Origin of the sequence: Stenotrophomonas sp. yr243 (genome assembly GCF_900184195.1) — a bacterium.
Lineage (GTDB): Bacteria > Pseudomonadota > Gammaproteobacteria > Xanthomonadales > Xanthomonadaceae > Stenotrophomonas > Stenotrophomonas lactitubi.
On record NZ_FXWT01000002.1, the window covers coordinates 347,261 to 367,985 of the forward strand.

The 20,725-nt window shown below is 65.4% G+C and carries 21 protein-coding genes and 1 tRNA gene; 8 read left to right on the top strand and 14 right to left on the bottom strand.

Annotation, left to right across the window (positions count from 1 at the left end; translation table 11 throughout):
- Positions 1–7: 7 nt before the first annotated feature.
- The 9 genes from QOL57_RS08320 to QOL57_RS08360 form a co-directional block, all read right to left on the bottom strand.
- Positions 8–1,378, bottom strand: coding sequence for a HAMP domain-containing sensor histidine kinase (locus QOL57_RS08320; RefSeq protein WP_089236606.1), 1,371 nt, complete (start codon positions 1,376–1,378; stop codon positions 8–10).
- Entirely contained in the window at positions 1,341–2,018 is a 678-nt protein-coding gene (locus QOL57_RS08325; RefSeq protein WP_025874286.1) for a response regulator transcription factor, read from the bottom strand. Before QOL57_RS08325 ends, QOL57_RS08320 begins: the two co-directional genes overlap by 38 nt.
- Positions 2,019–2,026: 8 nt before the next feature.
- Entirely contained in the window at positions 2,027–2,497 is a 471-nt protein-coding gene (locus QOL57_RS08330; protein ID WP_089236607.1) for a hypothetical protein, read from the bottom strand.
- 89 nt (positions 2,498–2,586) lie between these two features.
- Positions 2,587–3,063, bottom strand: coding sequence for a hypothetical protein (locus QOL57_RS08335; RefSeq protein ID WP_089236608.1), 477 nt, complete (start codon positions 3,061–3,063; stop codon positions 2,587–2,589).
- A gap of 255 nt (positions 3,064–3,318) precedes the next feature.
- Entirely contained in the window at positions 3,319–4,197 is an 879-nt protein-coding gene (gene rimK / locus QOL57_RS08340) for a 30S ribosomal protein S6--L-glutamate ligase (protein WP_089238074.1), read from the bottom strand.
- A gap of 94 nt (positions 4,198–4,291) precedes the next feature.
- Entirely contained in the window at positions 4,292–4,534 is a 243-nt protein-coding gene (locus QOL57_RS08345; RefSeq protein ID WP_089236609.1) for a hypothetical protein, read from the bottom strand.
- Between the two features lie 198 nt (positions 4,535–4,732).
- A complete protein-coding gene (locus tag QOL57_RS08350) occupies positions 4,733–5,113 on the bottom strand; it encodes a DUF805 domain-containing protein (protein WP_089236610.1) in 381 nt (126 codons plus the stop codon).
- Positions 5,114–5,455: 342 nt separating this feature from the next.
- A tRNA-Gly gene (locus QOL57_RS08355) sits at positions 5,456–5,529 on the bottom strand.
- A 106-nt stretch (positions 5,530–5,635) separates the two neighbouring features.
- A complete protein-coding gene (locus tag QOL57_RS08360; RefSeq protein WP_089236611.1) occupies positions 5,636–7,468 on the bottom strand; it encodes an autotransporter domain-containing protein in 1,833 nt (610 codons plus the stop codon).
- Between the two features lie 206 nt (positions 7,469–7,674).
- Between QOL57_RS08360 and thiS the strand changes: the two genes are divergently transcribed.
- From thiS to QOL57_RS08380, 4 genes are all read left to right on the top strand, one after another.
- Positions 7,675–7,875 (top strand): sulfur carrier protein ThiS, encoded by a 201-nt coding sequence (thiS, locus tag QOL57_RS08365; RefSeq protein WP_089238075.1) that lies wholly within the window; start codon positions 7,675–7,677, stop codon positions 7,873–7,875.
- Positions 7,876–7,989: 114 nt separating this feature from the next.
- Positions 7,990–8,784: a thiazole synthase gene (locus QOL57_RS08370; protein ID WP_089236612.1), complete on the top strand. Its 795-nt coding sequence runs from the start codon at positions 7,990–7,992 to the stop codon at positions 8,782–8,784.
- Positions 8,784–9,518: a tRNA (guanosine(46)-N7)-methyltransferase TrmB gene (gene trmB, locus QOL57_RS08375; protein WP_089236613.1), complete on the top strand. Its 735-nt coding sequence runs from the start codon at positions 8,784–8,786 to the stop codon at positions 9,516–9,518. The genes QOL57_RS08370 and trmB overlap by 1 nt, the downstream gene beginning before the upstream one ends.
- A 27-nt stretch (positions 9,519–9,545) precedes the next feature.
- Complete coding sequence (locus tag QOL57_RS08380) at positions 9,546–11,393, top strand: SLC13 family permease (protein WP_089236614.1); 1,848 nt, start codon at positions 9,546–9,548, stop codon at positions 11,391–11,393.
- A gap of 369 nt (positions 11,394–11,762) precedes the next feature.
- On the opposite strand, the gene QOL57_RS08385 is transcribed toward QOL57_RS08380, so the two are convergent.
- A complete protein-coding gene (locus QOL57_RS08385) occupies positions 11,763–12,098 on the bottom strand; it encodes a Rieske (2Fe-2S) protein (protein WP_049469607.1) in 336 nt (111 codons plus the stop codon).
- Between the two features lie 178 nt (positions 12,099–12,276).
- Between QOL57_RS08385 and QOL57_RS08390 the strand changes: the two genes are divergently transcribed.
- The 4 genes from QOL57_RS08390 to QOL57_RS08405 all read left to right on the top strand — a co-directional run bounded on the left by QOL57_RS08390 (position 12,277) and on the right by QOL57_RS08405 (position 15,469).
- Positions 12,277–12,558: a hypothetical protein gene (locus QOL57_RS08390; protein WP_089236615.1), complete on the top strand. Its 282-nt coding sequence runs from the start codon at positions 12,277–12,279 to the stop codon at positions 12,556–12,558.
- Between the two features lie 70 nt (positions 12,559–12,628).
- Positions 12,629–13,345 (top strand): fumarylacetoacetate hydrolase family protein, encoded by a 717-nt coding sequence (locus tag QOL57_RS08395; RefSeq protein ID WP_089236616.1) that lies wholly within the window; start codon positions 12,629–12,631, stop codon positions 13,343–13,345.
- A 56-nt stretch (positions 13,346–13,401) separates the two neighbouring features.
- Positions 13,402–13,806, top strand: coding sequence for a large-conductance mechanosensitive channel protein MscL (gene mscL, locus QOL57_RS08400; protein ID WP_006387613.1), 405 nt, complete (start codon positions 13,402–13,404; stop codon positions 13,804–13,806).
- Positions 13,807–14,047: 241 nt separating this feature from the next.
- Positions 14,048–15,469: a M28 family peptidase gene (locus QOL57_RS08405; protein WP_089236617.1), complete on the top strand. Its 1,422-nt coding sequence runs from the start codon at positions 14,048–14,050 to the stop codon at positions 15,467–15,469.
- A gap of 77 nt (positions 15,470–15,546) precedes the next feature.
- Here the strand turns inward: QOL57_RS08405 and QOL57_RS08410 are convergent, their stop codons facing one another.
- The 4 genes from QOL57_RS08410 to QOL57_RS08425 form a co-directional block, all read right to left on the bottom strand.
- On the bottom strand, positions 15,547–16,998 hold the full coding sequence (locus QOL57_RS08410; protein ID WP_089236618.1) for an alanine/glycine:cation symporter family protein: 1,452 nt from the start codon (positions 16,996–16,998) through the stop codon (positions 15,547–15,549).
- A gap of 13 nt (positions 16,999–17,011) precedes the next feature.
- Positions 17,012–18,004, bottom strand: a complete 993-nt coding sequence (locus tag QOL57_RS08415) for a hypothetical protein (protein ID WP_089236619.1) — start codon at positions 18,002–18,004, stop codon at positions 17,012–17,014.
- A 271-nt stretch (positions 18,005–18,275) separates the two neighbouring features.
- Positions 18,276–19,109: a TrmH family RNA methyltransferase gene (locus QOL57_RS08420; RefSeq protein ID WP_025874268.1), complete on the bottom strand. Its 834-nt coding sequence runs from the start codon at positions 19,107–19,109 to the stop codon at positions 18,276–18,278.
- The gene (locus tag QOL57_RS08425) at positions 19,102–20,619 is read right to left on the bottom strand and encodes an alanine/glycine:cation symporter family protein (RefSeq protein ID WP_089236620.1); all 1,518 of its coding nucleotides are present in this window, start codon (positions 20,617–20,619) and stop codon (positions 19,102–19,104) included. Before QOL57_RS08425 ends, QOL57_RS08420 begins: the two co-directional genes overlap by 8 nt.
- Positions 20,620–20,725 lie beyond the last annotated feature (106 nt).

Consider the following 20,725-nt stretch of genomic DNA (forward strand, 5'->3'; position numbering starts at 1 on the left):
GAATGGGTTACAGCGGCTTCGGCGAGAACGTCAGCGTGGCGATCACGCCACGGGCGCCGCCCGGGCGCACGCTTACCTGCCAGCCGTACAGATCGCACAGGCGGCTGACGATCGACAGGCCGATGCCGCCGCCCTGCGAGTGGCCAGCATGGGTACCGCGATAGCCGCGCTGGAACAGCTTGGCGGCATCCTCCTCGCTCAGGCCGGGCCCGCTGTCGGTCACCGATACGGCATTGGCGCCCACATGCACGCGTACCTCGCCATCCTGCGAATACTTCACCGCGTTGCCGATCAGGTTGCCCAGCGCCACCGACAACGCCGCTTCGGGGGCGTCGATGACCAGATCGCGTCCACCATCCAGATGCAGTTCCAGCGGCTTGCCACCCAACTGGGCGCGATGCGCATCCAGCAGCTGTTCGGCCACACGGGCCACATTGCTGCTGCCCTGCCCGCGCTCGTTGCGCGACAGCAGCAGCAAGGCACCGATCAGATCACTGCACTGCTGCTCCGCCCGCTGGATGCGCTGCAGGCGCTGCAGGACCTTTTCGTCCAGGCCCGGGCGGGTCAGCAGCAGCTCGGTAGCGCCACGGATCACCGCCAGCGGCGTACGCAGCTCATGGCTGACGTCCGCATTGAACTCACGGTCGCGCTGCACCACTTCGGTCAGCCGCGAAGAATAGTCATCCAGCGCCTGGGCCAACTGCCCCACTTCGTCATCGGGGAAGCGCGGCGCCAAGGGTTCGGGGTCGCTGGTGCCGCCACGGTACGCACGCAGGCGTGCGGCCAGATCCGAGACCGGCTTCATCACCTTGGAGGCCGACCACCAGCCCAGCACCAGCGACAACAGGCTGAACACCAGCACCGACAGGAACAGCGCGCGGTTGAGCTGCTGCCCACCGCGAACACTGTCGGTCATGTCGTAGGCCAGGAACGCCCAGGCATCGGGGGTCTTGCGCACGGCCAGCTTGTAGGAATAGCGCTCACCGCGCTCGTCCACACCGCCCATGTTGTACAGGCCGTCCTTGAACTCGTACCAGTCCGGCTCTTCCTCGCGCAGCGCATCGAACTTGTCCGGCTTGATCAGGCGCGCGCGCATCTGCTGCACCGGCAGATCGGGGTTGCGGTCCGGGCTTTCGTAGTAACGCCGCACGTACTCGCTGATGTTGCGGTTCATCACGTCTTCCACCAACTGGTTTTCCACCCGCATGCGGGCCCAGTTGGTGGCGAACGCGAACAGTGTCGTCAGGCAGAAGCCCAACAACACGAACGAGACGATGATGCGGCTGCGCAGGCGTCGCCGATAAGGCGTGCGCCGGCGCTCCCCCTTGCTTGCCACAGAATCAGGCTTCCGGCGTGGCGATGCGGTATCCGATGCCATGGCGGGTCTGGATCATCGGCACTTCAAAGGGCTTGTCCACCACGGCGCGCAGGCCATGGATGTGCACGCGCAGCGAATCGGAATCCGGCAGCTCTTCGCCCCAGACACGGGTTTCCAGTTCCTGCCGGGTGACCACGGCCGGGGCCGCTTCCATCAACGCCTGCAGGATTTTCAGCGCGGTCGGGTTGAGCTGCAGCAGCTTGCCCTGGCGGCGCACTTCCAGCGTATCCAGGTTGTACTCCAGGTCACCGGTTTCCAGCACGCGGGTCTGCACGCCCTTGCCGCGACGCGACAGGGCGTTCAGACGTACTTCCACTTCCTGCAGCGCGAACGGCTTGATCAGGTAGTCGTCAGCACCGGAATCAAAGCCGGCCAGTTTGTTGTCCAGCGAATCGCGCGCGGTCAACATCAGCACCGGCGTCTGCTTACGTGCTTCGTTGCGAAGCTTGCGGCAGACCTCGATACCGTCCATGCCCGGCAGGTTGAGATCCAGGACAATCGCGTCGAACTCGTGCACGACAGCCAGATGCAACCCGGTCACTCCGTCGGCAGCGAAGTCCACGGTGTGGCCCCGGTCCTCCAGGTAGTCGCCCAGATTGGCCGCAATGTCGCTGTTGTCTTCGATTACCAGGATTCTCACTGTCACCTCTATTTAACGAAATTGCCGCCGCGATGGGCCTGATCCATGTCACGCAGTGCGTTACCCCTCGCCCGGTTGCGCTCGGCAACGGTCATGCATTGCGTGGACGACATGTTGGATCCAATGGCCTTCTCACGTCGGCATATTAGACGACTATCTTCACGTGCCTGTGTCAAAACCGTGTTCACGATCTGCTGATCGTTGAAGATCTCAGTTCGTACCGATTCAGGCATGGCTTCCCTGGCACCATACCTTTCGGCCGCGCTGCGGATGCGCACCAGGGTCTCGCGCACCCTGCCACGGTCCTCCTGACGCAATTCGGAATAGGTTTCGCCATCGTTGAGCTCGAGTTCGATGCGCTCGACCTGCTGCAACAACGGCTTGCCCGGCAGGAACACCTCCCCGGCGGTCTTGGCCGCTGCCGAAGCAGAAGCCAGGATCAATGCCGAAACCAGAACCAACATCACTGGCTGTTTCATGACAAACGAATCCCTGTTTGAGGTGAACGCCGACTGTATGCGGATGCGCGCTCGGCCAGCAAGTGCTGCCCGGCGGGGTGCAGGTGGCCCTAAAGCTTGGAATCCGGGTTCAAGTTGCTGTAGGTGCGCTGGTCGTTGAGCAGGGCCTTGCCCTTCTCTTCGATACGGCGCCGTTCGGCCACGGTCATGCAGCGGCTCTTGGGCATGTTGCTGCCCGTGGTGCGCTGGTATGAGCAGATCTGCCGGCTGTCGTCGTGGGCGCGCGTCAGGATGCTGTTGATCCGCTCCTGATCGTTGAAGACGTCGTTCTGCACCTGCGGTGGCAGCTCCTGGACGTTCTGCCGGTCGCCCATCCGCTGGGTGATCCGCGCCAGTGCCTGCTGGACCTGACTGCGGTCGTCAGCTGAGATTTCGTTGTAATCACCCTGCTGCAGGGCTTTTTCGACCTGGCGGACCTGCTCGGCCACCGGGCCCTGGCGGTCCATCTGCACAGCGGCTTTTCCCGGCTTGGCCAGTGCAGCGCCAGGCAGGCACAGCAACAGCACGATCATCGTGGTGCGGTACATCGCCAACCCCCCGATCCTTCGGAACGAAGGCCCAACTCTACGAGTGTCCCCGCGCGCCCACAAGGGACCCTTGGCAGGGGGACATCGAGCATAAAAAAGACCCAGGCGGTGCACCCGCCTGGGCCTGAAGTTGTATCCCGATACCGATCCTGCTGAGAGGCAGAGCTGCGGTTCGTTGAAGGCTACGCCCGGGGCGATTAAAGCGGTGTTAAACCCGCCAACCCTGCCTGAATTAAATTGCAAGACATTGAAATATCAGGATCTTTTGATTTTCTCGACATGCTCGATGATGCGAGCGGCCACATCCACCCCGCAGGCAGCCTCGATCCCTTCCAGACCCGGGGTGGAGTTCACCTCCAGCACCAGCGGGCCGCGCTCGGAGCGGATCAGGTCCACCCCACAGACGCCCAGCCCCAACGCCTTGGCCGAGCGCACCGCCACCTGCTGCTCGGTCCGGCTGGCCTTGGACGCCACCGCAGTGCCGCCGGCATGCAGGTTCGAGCGGAAATCCCCCTCTGGCGCCTGGCGCTGCATCGACGCCACCACCTGGTCGCCGACCACGAAGCAGCGCAGGTCGGCACCCTTGGCCTCGCCGATGAACTCCTGCATCAGGAAGTTGGCATACAGCCCTCGCAGGGCTTCGACGATGCCACGCGAAGCACTGGCCTTTTCGGTGAGGATCACCCCGCGGCCCTGGGTGCCTTCATTGAGCTTCACCACGTGCGGCGGCGGGCCGAGCATGGACAACAGGTCGACGGTGTCATCCGGGTTGTCGCCAAAGACGGTGACCGGCATGTCGATGCCCTTGGCCGCCAGCAGTTGGTGCGCCCGCAGCTTGTCGCGCGAGCGCAGGATCGCGTCGGACGGGTTGGGCGTGCGCGCGCCCATCAGTTCGAACTGGCGCAGTACGGCCGTGCCATAGCGGGTGACCGAGGCGCCGATACGCGGGATGACCGCGTCCACACCGGTCATGGGCCGTCCCTTGTAGTGCATGGAAAAGCCGTCCGCGGCGATGCGCATGTAGCAGCGCAGCGGATCCAGGATGCGTACGGTATGGCCGCGCGCGCGCGCAGCCTCGACCAGCCGACGGGTGGAGTACAGCCGGGTATTGCGGGACAGGATGGCGAGCTTCATCGCAGTGGGATCGGTCGGCAGGCGCGCAGCATAGCGTGGCGGCGTTGCGCCTGGATGATGCTGTTCGGTCAACGCGCGGTAGTGGCTGCCCCGCTCAATCGGAGCCTGGCAGCGCCGGCGGATAAGCGCGCGCCGCTTCGCCCAGCGCCGCGATGCAGGCCATCTGGATTGCCGACCCACTGAAAGCCCCCTGATAGATCTGCCCGATCAACTGCGCTGCCTCCGGACCACCGGCGCGCCCGAGTGCTCGAACCGCTTCAACCTGTTTGGCCGAGCCGATGCCGGCGGAAAGAAAGATCCGATGCAGCGCGGTGACGACGTCATCCCTGCGATCCATGCCTGGCTACTCCCTGAAATGAGAGCAACACGCTAGCGAAGACCGCAGCGGCCGGACATGGGGATTGTTTGAATCTGTACGCCGTGCGCAAACAAGAACCCCGGAAGCGACAATGCCGCTTCCGGGGTCTGGGTTCTGGAGCGGGCGAAGGAAATCGAATCCCAACCCGCGCAACCGAAGCGGCAGGGTCCATGGTAGTCAACCAAATCTATTCTCTTCCTCGCTGCCGGGGAGAAGCATCACCGGAAACAGAACGAAAACCCCTAGAGGAACCAACGCAATCACAACGAACCACCCAGACTCATCAATGTCGTGCAGTCTTCGAATGGTCAGCGCGAGCATTGGCAGCGGGAAAAGCATGAGTGCAACCAACGCTACCACCCGTCCCACATCCCCGAGAAGCGAGGACAGTTCCCAGCTGTGTAGATCGGTGCCGATCAGCCAGTATCCGGCATTGTCCAAGCTATAGCTGAGCGCCGCGACGAGAGCAGCAAGCAGAAAGAACGACCAGAATTCTGTCCGGTTGGATCGCCCTGAAAAATCAAAGCACCGTCTGATTGGCAAAAGTGCAGCGATCATTCGCGCTCCGGACAACGGATGATGAAAACCTCCAGCTAACGATCTTTTAGCATCTCCAAACCAAGCAACGACTGAACTATCGGTTCGACAAGAACCGGAAGACCGAAAGAGGAGCGAAGGGGATTTCCAGTTCCGCGATCTCCACGCCAAGACGGCGCAGACAGGGCCTGTTTGGCAAACGAGATTCGCGAGGTGCCGGCCCGGCTGGGGCATTGACCGGTCACCACGACCGGGATCCACGCGCAGAAGAAAAGACATCTCAAAGCCACTTCGACGCATTGAATTGCGGAGCGGTCCGGATATCGCGGAGCGGCTGGAGAAGCCGCGGACCTTTGGGAGGCATGGAGCGGGCGAAGGGAATCGAACCCTCGTCAGTAGCTTGGGAAGCTACAGCTCTACCATTGAGCTACGCCCGCGTTGCCCGACAAGTCTATGCGGGGCACGTGTTCAAACGCAACGGGCAGGCCCTTGCAGCCTGCCCGGCGAGTAGACGGCAAGCCCGCAGGCCTGCCGTCGTGTGCATCAGAAGCTGCCGCTGAAGCTGGCAAACAACGTCGCGTCCTGCGCACGCTTCTGCAGGGTGGTGGCGCTCAGGCCGATGTTGCTCTGCAGGCCGAACAGTTCCATGCGCGCCCCCATGATGGCGGTCGCATAGTTCTTGTCGAAGTCCATGCCCGGCACGCGGTACATGCCCACGTCCGGCAGGCTCTGCACCCAGGCGCTGGCCTGCTTGGTGTCTTCGAACTCGTGGTCGTAGGTCACCTGTACGTACGGCTTGACGGTGCCGCCGTCGAAGCGGGCCTGCCAACCGATACGGCCCACGGTGGAATCGACATCCTGCTTGCCGTAACCCAGCGCGGTGGCGAGGGTGCCGGCATCGGCGCTTTCGGTGTAACCGTCGATCTTGACCTGCTGCCAGATGACCGAAGCGATCGGACCGTGGCGGAAGCCGCCTTCGGTGCCGAACTCGTAACCGGCGTTCAGGGCGGCGGTCAGGTTGCTGCCGTCCGGCGAGCCGCCGTGTTCGCGGGTGGCCGGGCCGAGCTGGACCTTGCGGTTCACGTCATAGGACAGCCAGGTGTAGCTGACCTGGCCATTGACCCAGATGCGGTCGCCATACCAACCGGCGAACAGACCGGCCGTGGTGTCCTTCTGGGTGAAATCGCCGCGGCTGTTGCCGAAGTCGGCGTTCAGGCGGCCAAAGCCGGCGAAGCCGCCGAAGACCATGCCGTCACGTGCCCAGTCGACACCGAACAGGCCGGCCGGAGCCAGGCCGTCGTACAGATCGGCGTGGTCGTAGCGCTGCATGTCGCCGCGCACGCCGCCCCACCACGACAGGCCGTCAGCCGGGCGGCCAGCCCGGTGCAGGCTGACCTGGTCGGCACGCGAGCGGCCGATGGTCTGCGCCGAGTGGCTCAGCACCTGCTGCAGGCGCGGGCCTTCCAGGATCGAAATGGCGTACTGGCCCAGCATCTGGTGCGCGGCCGTGGTCGGGTGCACGTCATCGGCGAACAGGTAGGTACTTGCCGCATCCGGGCGCACATAGGCCAAGGGACTGCAGGTCAGCGACGACGGCACGGTGCAGGCCCGGCCGGTGACGTTGCTGAAGCCGTACATGCCCGGGCTGGCGATGATCTCGCGCAGCAGCGTGTAGGTGTCCAGTGGAATGAAGTCGATGCCGGCCTGCTTGAGGCCGCCATAAAGCGCGCTGTTGTAGGCGTTGGACAGCGCCGTCCCCTGCACGCGCGCGGCAGCGCCGCGATCGATGAAGCCCGGAGTGGAGCCGATATCGGGCAGGTTCGGAACCAGCACGTACTCGGCGCCGGCCTGCTTCAGGCTGGCCACGATGCCGATCTGGTCAGTCACCGCGGAGCCGATGACGGCCGGCGCCTGGGCCGGATTGGTGATCTGGAACAGGTCGTTTGCGCCACCCCACACGGTGTACAGCGCGCGCGGATCCGCCTTGCCACCGTTGGCGGCCAGGTAGTTGGCGGTCTGCGTCTTCAACGACGGCACCAGCACGTTGCCCAGCTGCGGGTTGCGGAAGTCGGTGCCGACCCGGGCGCCGCCGACAGCGTAGTTGTCGCCGGTCTGGCCGTTGCCGTTCGGGCTGGCGTTGGTGCCGTAGTAATCGGCCACCCACTGTGCCCACTCCCAACCGGGGTTGGTGGTGGACTGGCCGGTGACCGGACGCACGTCGGCCGGCAGCAACGGACGGAAGTAGCCGCTGTCGGTCAGGCTGTCACCGATGAACACGGTGCGGGTGAACGGGGATTCGCCTGCCATGGCCGGCAGCGCGGCCAGCGCGATCGCGGCCGCCATGAGGGAGCGGATCGGGCGTTTGCTGAGCAGCATGTAAAAACTCCTGTGGGGATATCGTTGAGGATCCGACGCACGTACGCCGGCGCACGGTGAATGGTTTCACTGCACCGCCAATTGCTCACGCTGCGCCGCCGCATGGATTGTCGCCCGAGCCAGGCCTGGTGGGCTTTGCCGGTGCGAGCGTAGCGCGCAACTTGCAACGGTTCCGATGCGAACCGGCGATCAGCGACAATGGCCGCATGAACATCCAGCTCAATGGCGAACCCCGCACCCTGCCCGCTTCGGCGACCCTCCTGGACCTGCTCGCGGCCGAGCAGCTGCTGCAGCGCCGGGTGGCGGTGGAGGTCAACGGCGAGATCGTCAGCCGCAGCCGTCATGCCGAGCATGTACTGGCCGAGGACGATGTGGTGGAGATCGTGCATGCGCTGGGTGGTGGTTGAAGCAAAGCCCGCGCCCTGCGCTCGCCGGGCACGGCCCGGCGCTACCCGTTCTCACGTCTCCGGTAGGGTCGACACGACGACCCCATCTTCAGGCGGATAAGCGATAATCGCGCCATGAACGCTCATGTCTCCCCCGATTCGCTGGTGATCGCCGGCAAGACCTACAGCTCGCGGCTGCTCACCGGCACCGGCAAGTTCAAGGATCTGGAAGAAACCCGCCTGGCCACCGAGGCCGCAGGCGCCCGGATCGTCACCGTGGCCATCCGCCGCACCAACATCGGCCAGAACCCGGGCGAACCGAACCTGCTCGACGTGCTGCCGCCGGACCGTTACACCATCCTGCCCAATACCGCCGGCTGCTACACCGCCGAGGATGCCGTGCGCACCTGCCGCCTGGCCCGCGAACTGCTAGACGGCCACAACCTGACCAAGCTGGAAGTGCTGGGCGACCAGAAGTCGCTGTACCCGGACGTGGTGCAGACCCTCAAGGCCGCCGAACAGCTGGTCAAGGACGGTTTCGAGGTGATGGTCTATACCTCCGACGACCCGATCCTGGCCAAGCGCCTGGAAGAGATCGGCTGCGCTGCGGTGATGCCGCTGGCCGCGCCGATCGGCTCGGGCCTGGGCATCCAGAACAAGTACAACCTGCTGCAGATCATCGAAGACGCCAAGGTGCCGATCATCGTCGACGCCGGCGTGGGCACCGCCTCGGACGCGGCGATCGCGATGGAGCTCGGCTGCGACGGCGTGCTGATGAACACCGCCATTGCCGGTGCGCGCCACCCGGTGCTGATGGCCAGCGCGATGCGCAAGGCCGTGGAAGCCGGCCGCGAGGCATTCCTGGCCGGCCGCATTCCGCGCAAGCGCTACGCCAGTGCGTCCTCGCCGATCGATGGGTTGATCGGCTGATGACCAATCCATTCGACAGCGCCGGTTCGAAGGCGCCGCCCAAGCCGTTCACGGTCAACGAAGGCCGCCGTGAAGTGCGCAGCTTCGTGCTGCGCCAGGGCCGTTTCACCCCCGCCCAGCAGCGCGCGTTCGACGAGCGCTGGCCGCGGTTCGGCCTGGATTTCAGTGGTGAACCGCGTGATCTGGATGCCACCTTCGGCCGCGATGCGCGCAAGGTGCTGGAAATCGGCTTCGGCAACGGCGCCGCGCTGCGCTTTGCCGCACAGCACGACCCGAGCCGCGACTACATCGGCCTGGAAGTGCACGCGCCCGGTGTCGGCCGCCTGCTGAACGCGCTGGCCGACGACAACGCCGACCACGTGCGCCTGTACCACCACGACGCGGTGGAAGTGCTGGAAAAGGAAATCGCCGATGGCGCGCTGGACGAAGTGCGCATCTATTTCCCCGACCCGTGGCACAAGAAGCGCCACAACAAGCGTCGCCTGATCCAGCCGGGTTTTGCCGAACTGCTGGTGCGCAAGCTGCGCTCCGGCGGCCGTCTGCACTGCGCCACCGACTGGGAGGATTACGCCGAGCAGATGTGGGACGTGCTGGATGCCACCCCCGGCCTGGTCAACCGTGCCGGCCCGCGTGGCAGCGTGCCGCGCCCGGACTGGCGCCCGCAGACCCACTTCGAGACCCGCGGCCAGAAGCTCGGCCATGGTGTCTGGGACCTGTTGTACGACCGCACCTGATGAACGCCTGAGGACGCCGCGCCCGACATGGATACCGCGCTGACGCTGACCACTGACATGAAGCTCGTGCTCGGGCTGGTCGGCTTCACAATGGCGATGTTCCTGTTCGAGCGCATCCGCGCCGACGTGGTCGCGTTGGTGGTGCTGGTGGTGCTGGGCGTGACCGGCCTGATCGCGCCGGAGGAAATCTTCGGCGGTTTCTCCGGTAACGCGGTGATGAGCATCATCGCCACCACCATCCTCGGCGCCGGGCTGGACCGCACCGGCGCGCTGAACCGCCTTGCGGCCTGGCTGCTGCGGCGCGGCCACGGTGTCGAGCAGCGTCTGCTGATGATGACCACCGCCATCGCCGGCCTGAACTCGTCCTTCATGCAGAACCCATCGGTGATGGCGCTGTACCTGCCGGTCGCCTCGCGCCTGGCCGCGCGCACCGGGCTGACCATGCAGCGCCTGCTGCTGCCGATCTCGGCGGCGATCGTGATGGGCGGCGCGCTGACCATGGTCGGCAACTCGCCGCTGATCCTGCTGAACGATCTGCTGGCCTCGGCCAACAACAACCTGCCCTCCGGCCTGGCCACCATCGAGCCGCTGCGCATGTTCGCGCCGCTGCCGATCGGCATCGCCCTGCTGATCGCCTCGCTGCTGTATTTCCGCTACTACGGCGACCGCAAGCTGGTGGAAGAGGAAAGCCTGGTCAACGACGGCACCACGCCGGCCCGCACCGAGAGCTACTTCGCCAAGACCTACGGCATCGAAGGCGATGTGTTCGAGCTGGTGGTCACCGCCGAGAGTCCACTGGTCGGCATGACCCTGGGCGAAGCGGAGAACCTGCACGATTCACCGCTGCTGCTGGCGCTGAAGACCGGCAATGACACGCGCCTGGCGCCGCCGGCAGAAATGCGCATCTGGGTGGGCAGCGTGCTGGGGGCGATGGGCCCGCGCGAGCAGATCCACGATTTCGCGCAGAACCAGTTCCTGCGCATGTCCTCGCGCCTGAAACACCTGGGCGACCTGTTCAATCCCAGCCGCGCCGGCATTTCCGAAGCGGTGGTGCCGCCGACGTCGAACGTGATCGGCAAGAGCGCGGCCGACCTGCGCCTGCGCAAGGAACGCGGCATCAGCCTGCTGGCGATCAACCGCGACAAGCAGGTGATCCGCGAAGATGTGCGCGATGTGCAGCTGCGCGCCGGCGACATGCTGGTCTTCCACAGCATCTGGACCGACCTGGCGCAGGCCGCCAAGAGCCGCGACTTTGTGGTGGTCACCGACTACCCCACCGGCGAACAGCGCCCGCACAAGTTCAAGATCGCCATGGCGATCTTCGCCCTGACCATCCTGATTGCGCTGACCAGCAAGCTGCCGGTAGCACTGACCCTGATGACCGGCGTGGCCGGCATGCTGCTGACCGGCGTGCTGCGCATGGACGAGGCCTATGCCTCGATCAACTGGAAGACGGTGTTCATGATGGCCGGGCTGATTCCGCTCGGCTGGGCGATGGATTCCAGCGGTGCCGCGGCCTGGGTGGCCGGCCATACCATCGACAAGCTGCCCACCGGCATTCCGATCTGGGTGCTGGAACTGGCGCTGGCCCTGCTGACCACGGTGTTCTCGCTGGTGATCAGCCATGTGGGGGCGACCATCGTGATGGTGCCAATTGCGGTGAACCTGGCGCTGGCGGCCGGCGGCAATCCCACGGCCTTCGCGCTGATCGTGGCGCTGTCGGCGTCCAACAACCTGATGACGGCGTCGAACCCGGTGATTTCGATGATCACCGGCCCGGCCAACTACACCCCGCGCGAGATGTGGCGGGTCGGCGGCCCGCTGTCGCTGATCTACACCTGCGTGGTGGTGGTGATGATCAACCTGATGTTCTGAGGGTTGGGTTTGTTGGCAGGGCTGCGCCCTGCACCCGCAGAGGCAACGGCAACAGCCGGAGCAACAGCAAAAGCTGGCTATCCGTGGGTTGGCGGGGTGGGTCCGGTGGCGGGGGACGCTGCAAGTACGTCCCTGTAAGCTCGGTCGCGCCATCCATGGCGCTCACGCCCCCGCAACCGGACCCACCCCGCCTTCGACAGATCGCCGCAATCTGCCTGAACGGCGTCGTGCACCGCTTTGGTAGGTGTCGACCTTGGTCGACACGGTAGATCCACGCCATGCGTGGATGGATCTCTGGATACCTGTTGATCTGTTGGGTGCGGACTGTTGGCTTGGTGGGTGCGGACCGTTGGTCTGCACACCGATGCATCAGGCCAGGTAGACCTGCCCGTCGCGTACGTCCACCGGCACGGCGCGCAGGCGGTCGCCCTTGCAGGGGCCGGCGATGCAGTCGCCGCTGTCCAGCGCGAACGAGGCGCCGTGGGCGGCGCAGACCAGGTGGCCTTCGCGGCTTTTCAGGAACTGGCCGGGTGCCCAGTCCAGGCGGCGGCCCGCGTGCGGGCAGATGTTCAGGAACGCACGCACCTGCTCACCGTCGCGGTACAGCAGCAGCGACTCGGCATCGCCATCGACCACCGCTTCAACCTCGGCAAACGCGCCATCGGCAATGGCATCAAGGGTGATCAGGGCAACAGCGGCAGTCATGGCGAAGGCTCGGACGGAATCGCGCATTGTCGCATGCCTGGTCATGTGACTAGCTGCGACATGAACACAAGTCATTGATCCGTAATAAGCCAAGGCTATATTTAACGAGTTTTTCACTCAATGACAGTGGCAGCTGCCGATACTCATGGCTCGCTGATTTCCAGCCTATCGAGCCACCATGTTCAATCGCGATTTCGCCTTCAACCAGTTCCGCACCCTGTTTGCCCCGCGCAAGCCGCGCCATCCGCTGGTGCGCGTTGCCGTTGGCCTGCTCGGCCTGGCGATCCTGGCCGCGATGGTGTTCATCGGCGTATTCGTCGGTGCGGCCATGATCCTGGTGGGCCTGGCGTGGAAGCTGCTGGCTTCGCGCAAGCCCGGCCCGAGCCGCCCGGCCGACCCGAACGTGGTCGAGGGCGAGTACCACGTGGTGCGCAAGTCGGCGCTGCCGGCCTCACGCTGATCGACGCTGCCCGCTGACGGCGGGCCTTGCTGCGTTCTAGACTGCGGGCACTCCCTTCCTGGATGCCCGCATGTCCGATGTCTCCGATGTGATCCCTGCTGCAGCCACGCCGCGTGTACCGGTTGTGGGTGGCGGCAGTTTTCCCGTGCACCGCATCTACTGTGTCGGCCGCAACTTCGCCGACCATGCGCGTGAGATGGGTGCTGCCGTGCCTGCAGCAGACGATCGCGGCCGCCCGATGTTCTTCACCAAGCCGGCCGACGCCATCGTGGTCGGCCACGATGATGTGATCCCCTATCCGCCGGCCACCAGCAACCTGCACCACGAGGTGGAACTGGTGGTGGCGATCGGCCGTGACGCGCCCGCCGGCGAGCTGGCCGTGGGCGATGCCGAGGCACTGGTCTACGGCTATGCCGTGGGCCTGGACCTGACCCGCCGCGACCTGCAGGCCGCCGCCAAGGAAAAGGGCCACCCGTGGGATTCGGCCAAGGGCTTCGATGCCTCCGCGCCGATCAGCGAGATCGTGCATGCCGGTGAAGTCGGTGACCTGGCTGCGCTCAACCTGTCGTTGGAGATCAACGGCGAAGTGCGCCAGCAGTCCCTGCTCGACCAGATGATCTGGAACGTGCCGGAGATCCTGCACGAGCTGTCCAAGCTGTGGCAGCTGCGTGCCGGCGACCTGGTGTTCATGGGTACGCCGTCCGGCGTGGCCGCGCTGAAGCCCGGCGACCGTTTCAGCGCACGCCTTGAGAACGTGGCCGAGCGCCACGGCGTGATCGCCGGCTGACATCACCTGCGCTACCCTGCGCGCTGTCCCCCCTCGCCCTCAGGAGAAAAACAACAATGGGAATGCTCACCGAGTTCAAGGAATTCGCGATGCGCGGCAACGTCATCGACCTCGCCGTCGGCGTGGTCATCGGCGCGGCCTTCGGCAAGATCGTCACCGCGCTGGTGGAGAAGATCATCATGCCGCCGCTGGGCATGCTGATCGGCAAGGTCGATTTCTCGCAGCTTGCGTGGACGCTGTCGCCGGCCAGCATCGGCGCCGATGGCAAGGAAATTCCGGCGGTGGTGATCGGCTACGGTGATTTCATCAACACGCTGATCCAGTTCGTGATCGTGGCCTTCGCCATCTTCCTGGTGATCAAGGTGATCAACCGCCTGTCGCGCAAGCAGGAAGCGGCACCGGCAGCGCCGGCCGAGGAAGTGGTGTTGCTGCGCGAGATCCGCGACAGCCTGAAGAAGTAAGGTGTCGGGCGCCGTTGGCGCCCCCGCCGCCTGTAGAGCCGAGCCCACGCTCGGCTGATCTGGAAACGGCAGCCGAGCATGGGCTCTGCTCTACATGACACGCGAAAGCCCCGCTCCGGCGGGGCTTTCGCTTTGCTGCATCTGGCGGAAAACAGCATCCGCAGCAGCCATGACCTCCCGCCCATGCGCGGCGCTGAACGACTGTTAAGCTCCAAGGCTTACACCCTTCCCGGAGCTGTCCATGCGTCGCCGCGTCCTTGCCATCGCATCCTCCCTCGCCCTGCTGGCCGCGCCGGCCTTCGCGGCGCCGCATGCCACCACCCTGCCGCCGGCCTCGCTGGCCACCGCCGCACAGCTGCGCGACCAGGCGCTGGCCGATGACACCGGCTGGAAGGTGGTCGAATCGCTGACCACCGAGATCGGCCCGCGCATCGCCGGCAGCGAGGCCGATGCCCGTGCCGTGGCCTGGGCCGAAGCCAAGTTCAAGGCACTGGGCTTTGACAAGGTATGGAAGGAACCGGTGACCTTCCCGAAGTGGGAGCGCCGTAGTGAACACGCTGCGGTGACCGGCAGGAACCCGCAGCCGCTGCAGATCACTGCGCTGGGTGGCAGCCCGGGCGGCACGGTGGAAGCCGAGGTGGTGCGCTTCGCCGATCTGGCCGCGCTGCAGGCTGCACCGGCCGGTTCGCTGAAGGGCAAGATCGCCTTCGTCGATTACCAGATGCTGCCGTTCCGCGATGGCCGCGACTATGGCCGCGGCGGCGCGATCCGCAGCAAGGGCCCGTCCGAGGCCATCCGCAAGGGCGCGGTCGGCTTCCTGATGCGTTCGGCCGGTACCGATTCGCACCGCGTGCCGCACACCGGCATCACCCGCTTCGATGATGGCCTGACGCCGGTACCGTCGGCGGCGCTGTCGGTGCCCGACGCCGACCAGCTGGCGCGCCTGCTCGCCCGTGGCGCAACCACGGTGAAGGTGGCGCTGGACTGCGGCTGGGATGGCACCGCGACCTCGTACAACGTGATCGGTGAGATCACCGGCCGCACGCTGCCGAAGGAAGTAGTCGTCATCGGCGGCCATCTGGATTCATGGGACCTGGGCACCGGCGCAGTCGATGACGGCGCGGGCGTGGGCATCACCATGGCCGCCGGCCATCTGATCGGCCAGCTCAAGCAGGCGCCGAAGCGCACCATCCGCGTGATCGCCTTCGCCAACGAAGAACAGGGTCTGTATGGCGGCAAGGCCTACGCGGAGGCACACGCCAAGGACGTGGCCCTGCACCAGCTGGCCGCCGAGAGCGATTTCGGTGCTGGCCGCATTTACGCCTTCAACACCGGTTCGCCGAACCCGGAAGGCTCGCGCGAGGCAACGAAGCAGATTGCCGAGGTGATGAAGCCGCTGGGCATCGAGTACCAGGCCGACAAGGGTGGCCCGGGACCGGACGTCGGCCCGCTGGCGGCCAAGGGCGGTGCATGGGCATGGCTGGCGCAGGATGGCTCGGACTACTTCCACCTGCACCACACCGCCGACGACACGCTCGACAAGATCGACCCGAAGGCGCTGGCGCAGAACGTGGCGGCCTACACCGTGTTTGCCTATCTGGCCGCCGAAGCCGATGGCAGTTTCGGCAGTGAAGCGAAGGCCACCACGCCGCCGAACGAATGAAGCCGCATCAACGCATGACGTGGATCAACGCTTGACCAGGTAGCGCCGGGTCATCCCGGCGCTACCTGCCTGGGCACTTACTCCGCCCACACGCTGGTATTGCGAACCCCCAGCAGCTTCGGATTGAACAACGGATCACGCCCGTGACGCCGGTGGTTTTCGTAATCGCGCAGTGCTGCCAGCGCGGGCCTCTGCAGCAGCAGGATGGCGATGATGTTCAGCCAGCTCATCATGCCTACGCCGATATCGCCCAGCGCCCACGCGACTGTCGCACTCTTCATCGCCGAGTAGCCCGTAGCAGCCAGGAACAGCAGCTGGAAGGCACCCATCACCCACTGTCGGGGACGATCGCGGCAGAGGTAACTGACGTTGGTTTCGGCCATGTAGTACAGGGCGAGGATGGTGGTGAAGGCGAAAGGCAGGATCGCCAGCGCGACGAATGACTTGCCGAAGCCGGGCAAGGCCGACTCCACCGCGTGCTGCACGAAGCGCGGCCCCGCTTCCACGCCAGGAAGGTTGCCCAGCAGCAGTCGTGCCTCATCGGGCACACCGTTCACCGCCGGGTCGTAGACGTTGTAGAGCCCGGTGGAGAGAATCAGGAAGGCCGTCGCGCTGCACACGACCATGGTGTCGATGTACACCGAGAACGACTGCACCAGCCCCTGCTTCACCGGGTGCGACACTTCCGCTGCGGCGGCAGGATGCGCGCCGCTGCCCATGCCCGCTTCATTGGACAGCACGCCACGACGCACCCCCCATTGGATCGCGGTGCCGATCATCGCGCCGAATGCGGCATCGACACCGAACGCGCTGCGCAGCACCAAGGCGATGACCTCAGGCACTTTCTCGATATTGAGCACCATCACCACCGCAGTGACCAGCAGATAGGCCACAGCCATCACCGGCACCACCCATTCGGCGACGCGCGCGATGCGACGTACGCCGCCGAGCAGGATCGCCGCCAACACCACCAGCAGCACACCGGTGGTGACCATTACCGGAACATCCCACGCTTCGTTCACCGCACTGGTGATGGCATTGGACTGCGTGCCCGCCAGCATCGCCCCCGCCAGCACCGTGACCAGCGCGAACAGCACGGCGTACCAGCGCTGGCCCAAGCCCTTTTCGATGTAGTACGCCGGACCACCGCGATACTGCCCCTTGGCATCGCGATCCTTGTAGATCTGCGCCAGGGTGGACTCGATGAACGCGCTTGAGGCACCGAGGAAGGCGACCACCCACATCCAGAAGATCGCGCCGGGACCACCGAAGGCAATGGCCATGGCGACACCGGCGATGTTGCCTACGCCGACCCGGCTGGACAGCGACAATGACAACGCCTGGAACGGCGAGACACCGGCATCGGAGCGTTCGTGGCGGAACATCAGGCGCAGCATGTCCGGCAGCGCGCGCAGCTGGATGAAGCGGGTACGCACGCTGAAGTACAGACCCGTCGCCAGGCACAGCACCACCAGGTACGGGCTCCAGACAACGGCAAGAACGGCATTGACGATCGTTTCGACATTCATCGCAGGGCCCCCATCAGAAGAACATGCCCAGGGCGACCTGGGGGCTGATGATGCGGCCGGTATTGCGACCGGCAACGGTGAATTCGACGCCGGCAATCACCCCCAGCGACGGACTGAAGTGGTACTCGATCGCCGGCGCGAAGGTCAGGTTGCGGCTGGCAGGACGGGCCTCATCGATGCGCTGGAGCGTACCGGCCGCATCCGGTGCGAAGCCGGTCAGCCGCTGGCCGCTTTCACGGCTGGCGGCCATTTCCATGACGCCCACCCAGCGTTCGTTGAAGCTGTATTCGGCGCCCACCGAAAGACCCAGCACCGAACCGCGCGCGATATGTCCCTGGAAGCCGTCATCGGTGCCATACACGCTGCCGCCGGAAATCGCAGTGCGTGAGGGCGATGGCCCGGCACTGAGCTGCGCGCGCCAGCGCAGCGGGCGATCGTTCGCCAGCCACACCACCTGCTGCACCGCCAGCGCAGCCACGGTGCGCTGCGTGCCGTCACCCTGGGCGTCGAGTGGGTTGCCGGTGATCCGGTCGTGACTGCCGGTGCTGAAGCGCTGCACCAGTGCAACTGACACCGCCGGCGTGGTGCCATCGGCACTGGAAGGCTGCAGCAGGTACTGCAGGCGTGCGGTGGTGTCGCCGGCGCGGAAACCACTGCTGCGCGCGTTGCCTGATTCTGCACGCGAGGCACTGAGGTTGACCTGGGCGGTCACCCGATCGCTGAACCCGTAGGCGATGGGCACCACCATCGCCCACGCGCCACTGCGCTCGTCGCTGCGTTGACGGTCGCCGTTGTGGTCGAAGGACGAGGAACTGTCGACCCGCACCAGATAGGGTTCGACGTACCAGCGACCTGCCGGCATACCGGCAGGATTGGGGGTGATCAGCGGGCCGGTGAAGTTGACGCCGTCGAGCGTGCGCTCGTTGGCCTGCGCGGACACGGCGGCAAGCGCACTGAATGCCAGTACCAGGCAGACACGCACCGTACTGCGGGGAGGATGATGCATGGGGACCACTCCTGTACGACGTTGGATGGACTTCCACCCTGCGTCGCCGGGAACGGCACACCAATAAGGAAACTTTCAATTCGTCATGCATGCTTTGCGCATCGCACTGTCAGGAAATCCACCGGGCGTTGCCCGGCGCTACCGGTGAACCGTGCGCGCCTTGCGTAGTGCAACGCAGGGGGCACCTTCCCGGCACGAGGAAATCCCGCACGACGTGGATCTGCTCCGATCCGCGGGCACCGGCGTTACCCGGCGCCCGCAAACCCACCCATCAGCCGCGCTGGCTGACCCACTGCGCCAGCAGCACGGCCGTGGCGGAAGCGACATTCAGGCTTTCAACCGCGCCACTGCCGGGAATCGACAGCTGCTGGTCACACTGGCTGGCCAGGCCGCGATCCATGCCCTCACTTTCCGCGCCCATCACGTAGACCAGGCGGGCCGGCAACGATGCGCGGAACACGTCATCGCCACCTTCGACCAGGGTCGCGGCAAGGCCGAAACCGGCCGCGCGCAGCTGCGCCATCGCTTCTGCGTCTTCAGGCAGCTGCACCAGCGGCACCGACTCTGCACCACCCTCGGCCACGCGTGCGGCCGCGCCGGAAAGTGCCAGCGTGCTGCTGGCAGGCAGCAGCAGCGCCTTGGCACCGAAGTGCGCGGCAGAGCGCAGGATCGCACCGAAGTTGTGCGGATTGCCGACGCCATCCAGCCACAGTGCCAGCGCCGGGCCTTCGCCCAGTTCGGCCAGCCACTGCGCCAGCGGCAACACCGGCGCGCGCAGCACGTCGGCCACCAGGCCTTCGTGGTGGGTGGTAGCGGCCAGCTTGTTGAGGTCGCCCTCTTCCACCACGCGGTAGCCCACGCGGTTGGCCACGCACCACTTCAGCACCGGCTGCATGCGCGGAATCAGTGACTCCACCAGGTACAGCTTGCGCAGCGCCTGCGGACGCTTGGCGAACAGGGCCTGCACCGCGTTCCAGCCATACAGGCGCAGTTCGTCGTTGCCACGCCCCGGCGGTGGCGGGGTGCCGCCCTCACGCGGTGGCAGCGGGGTGGCCCGCGGCGGTCGCGACGACGGGCGGCGGGCATTCTTCCAGGGATCATTCACTACGGGACAACTCCAGCTTGCGTTGACGCCAGAAATCGGCGTTCTTGATGCCCAGGGCATCGGGGTCGAAGATCGGATCCAGGCCGAGCTTCTTCTGTCGTTCGTAATCGCGCAGGGCCAGCATGGCCGGCTTCTGCACGATGAGGATGGCGATGATGTTCAGCCAGGCCATCAGGCCCACGCCGATATCACCCAACGCCCAGGCCAGGGTGGCGTTGTGGAAGGCACCGAACACCACCATGCCGATGATGCCCAGGCGCAGCAGCAGCACGGTGAACGGCCGCTTCCTGTTGTGGTTGACGTAGGTCAGGTTGGTTTCGGCCATGTAGTAATAGGCCATGATCGTGGTGAAGGCGAAGAAGAAGATCGCCACCGACACGAACGCCGAGCCCCAGCCCGGCAGCACCGCTTCCACACCCGCCTGCGCGTAGCCCGCACCTTCGGGAATGCCGGCCAGGCCCTGGAAGATCGGCTCAGCGCCGGCCACCGGCGAATACACGTTGTAGGTGCCGCTGGCCAGGATCAGGAAGGCGGTGGCGGTGCACACCATCATGGTGTCGAAGTAGATGGCGAAGGCCTGCACGTAACCCTGCTTGGCCGGGTGCGAGACCTCGGAGGCCGCCGCAGCGTGCGGACCCGAACCCTGACCCGCCTCGTTGGCGTAGATGCCGCGCTTGATGCCCCACTCCACTGCCAGGCCCATCATCGCGCCGAACGCGGCGTGGGTACCGAAGGCGCTCTTGAAGATGATGCCGAACATTTCCGGCACGCGGTCGTAGTTGATGATCATGATGACGATGGCCATCAGGATGAAGCCGGCCGCCATGAACGGCACCACCACTTCGGCGAAGTTGGCGATGCGCTTTACACCACCGAAGATCACCACGCCCAGCAGCAGGGCGACGACGATGCCGATGCCCAGCTTCAGCGCCTGCACCGATTCCATGCCGAAGGACTGGCCATCGAGCGGACCGCACAGCGCGGTGCCACGGCAGGCATTGATGATGCTGTCGGCGATCGCGTTGGCCTGCACGCCAGGCATCAGGAAGCCGGCGGCGATGATCGTGGCGATGGCGAAGGCCATGGCATACCACTTCAGGCCCATCGCCTTTTCGATGTAGTAGGCCGGGCCACCGCGGTAGCGGCCTTCGGCATCCTTGGTCTTGTAGATCTGCGCCAGGGTGCATTCCACGTACGAGGTGGATGCGCCGAGGAAGCCCATCACCCACATCCAGAAGATCGCGCCGGGGCCGCCGAAGGCGATGGCGGTGGCCACGCCGGCGATGTTGCCGATGCCCATGCGGCCGGCCATCGACATGGCCAGGGCCTGGAACGAGGACACGCCGGCGTCGGATTTCTCACCGGACACGGTCAGGCGGCACATCTCGACGAAACCACGGATCTGCATGAAGCGGGTGCGCAGGCTGAAGAACAGGCCGGCGGCCAGGCACATGAAGATCAGCGCCTTGCTCCAGATGATGCTGTTGATGAAATGTACGGTAGCTTCCACGCGCGCTCTCTCCAGTCGGCGGGTTGTGAGGACGTCCCGTCGGCTGGAAGGGACCGGTCGATTCTCCCTGATCGACGGTCGCTGCGATAGCGCTGTTTTGTAGAGC

Bases quoted from the DNA above. Each gene is read 5' to 3' on its own strand.
- QOL57_RS08320 (WP_089236606.1), bottom strand. From the start codon at position 1,378: ATGGCATCGGATACCGCATCGCCACGCCGGAAGCCTGATTCTGTGGCA.
- QOL57_RS08330 (WP_089236607.1), bottom strand. From the start codon at position 2,497: ATGAAACAGCCAGTGATGTTGGTTCTGGTTTCGGCATTGATCCTGGCT.
- QOL57_RS08335 (WP_089236608.1), bottom strand. From the start codon at position 3,063: ATGTACCGCACCACGATGATCGTGCTGTTGCTGTGCCTGCCTGGCGCT.
- rimK (WP_089238074.1), bottom strand. From the start codon at position 4,197: ATGAAGCTCGCCATCCTGTCCCGCAATACCCGGCTGTACTCCACCCGT.
- QOL57_RS08345 (WP_089236609.1), bottom strand. From the start codon at position 4,534: ATGGATCGCAGGGATGACGTCGTCACCGCGCTGCATCGGATCTTTCTT.
- QOL57_RS08350 (WP_089236610.1), bottom strand. From the start codon at position 5,113: ATGATCGCTGCACTTTTGCCAATCAGACGGTGCTTTGATTTTTCAGGG.
- QOL57_RS08360 (WP_089236611.1), bottom strand. From the start codon at position 7,468: ATGCTGCTCAGCAAACGCCCGATCCGCTCCCTCATGGCGGCCGCGATC.
- thiS (WP_089238075.1), top strand. From the start codon at position 7,675: ATGAACATCCAGCTCAATGGCGAACCCCGCACCCTGCCCGCTTCGGCG.
- QOL57_RS08370 (WP_089236612.1), top strand. From the start codon at position 7,990: ATGAACGCTCATGTCTCCCCCGATTCGCTGGTGATCGCCGGCAAGACC.
- trmB (WP_089236613.1), top strand. From the start codon at position 8,784: ATGACCAATCCATTCGACAGCGCCGGTTCGAAGGCGCCGCCCAAGCCG.
- QOL57_RS08380 (WP_089236614.1), top strand. From the start codon at position 9,546: ATGGATACCGCGCTGACGCTGACCACTGACATGAAGCTCGTGCTCGGG.
- QOL57_RS08385 (WP_049469607.1), bottom strand. From the start codon at position 12,098: ATGACTGCCGCTGTTGCCCTGATCACCCTTGATGCCATTGCCGATGGC.
- QOL57_RS08390 (WP_089236615.1), top strand. From the start codon at position 12,277: ATGTTCAATCGCGATTTCGCCTTCAACCAGTTCCGCACCCTGTTTGCC.
- QOL57_RS08395 (WP_089236616.1), top strand. From the start codon at position 12,629: ATGTCCGATGTCTCCGATGTGATCCCTGCTGCAGCCACGCCGCGTGTA.
- mscL (WP_006387613.1), top strand. From the start codon at position 13,402: ATGGGAATGCTCACCGAGTTCAAGGAATTCGCGATGCGCGGCAACGTC.
- QOL57_RS08405 (WP_089236617.1), top strand. From the start codon at position 14,048: ATGCGTCGCCGCGTCCTTGCCATCGCATCCTCCCTCGCCCTGCTGGCC.
- QOL57_RS08410 (WP_089236618.1), bottom strand. From the start codon at position 16,998: ATGAATGTCGAAACGATCGTCAATGCCGTTCTTGCCGTTGTCTGGAGC.
- QOL57_RS08415 (WP_089236619.1), bottom strand. From the start codon at position 18,004: ATGCATCATCCTCCCCGCAGTACGGTGCGTGTCTGCCTGGTACTGGCA.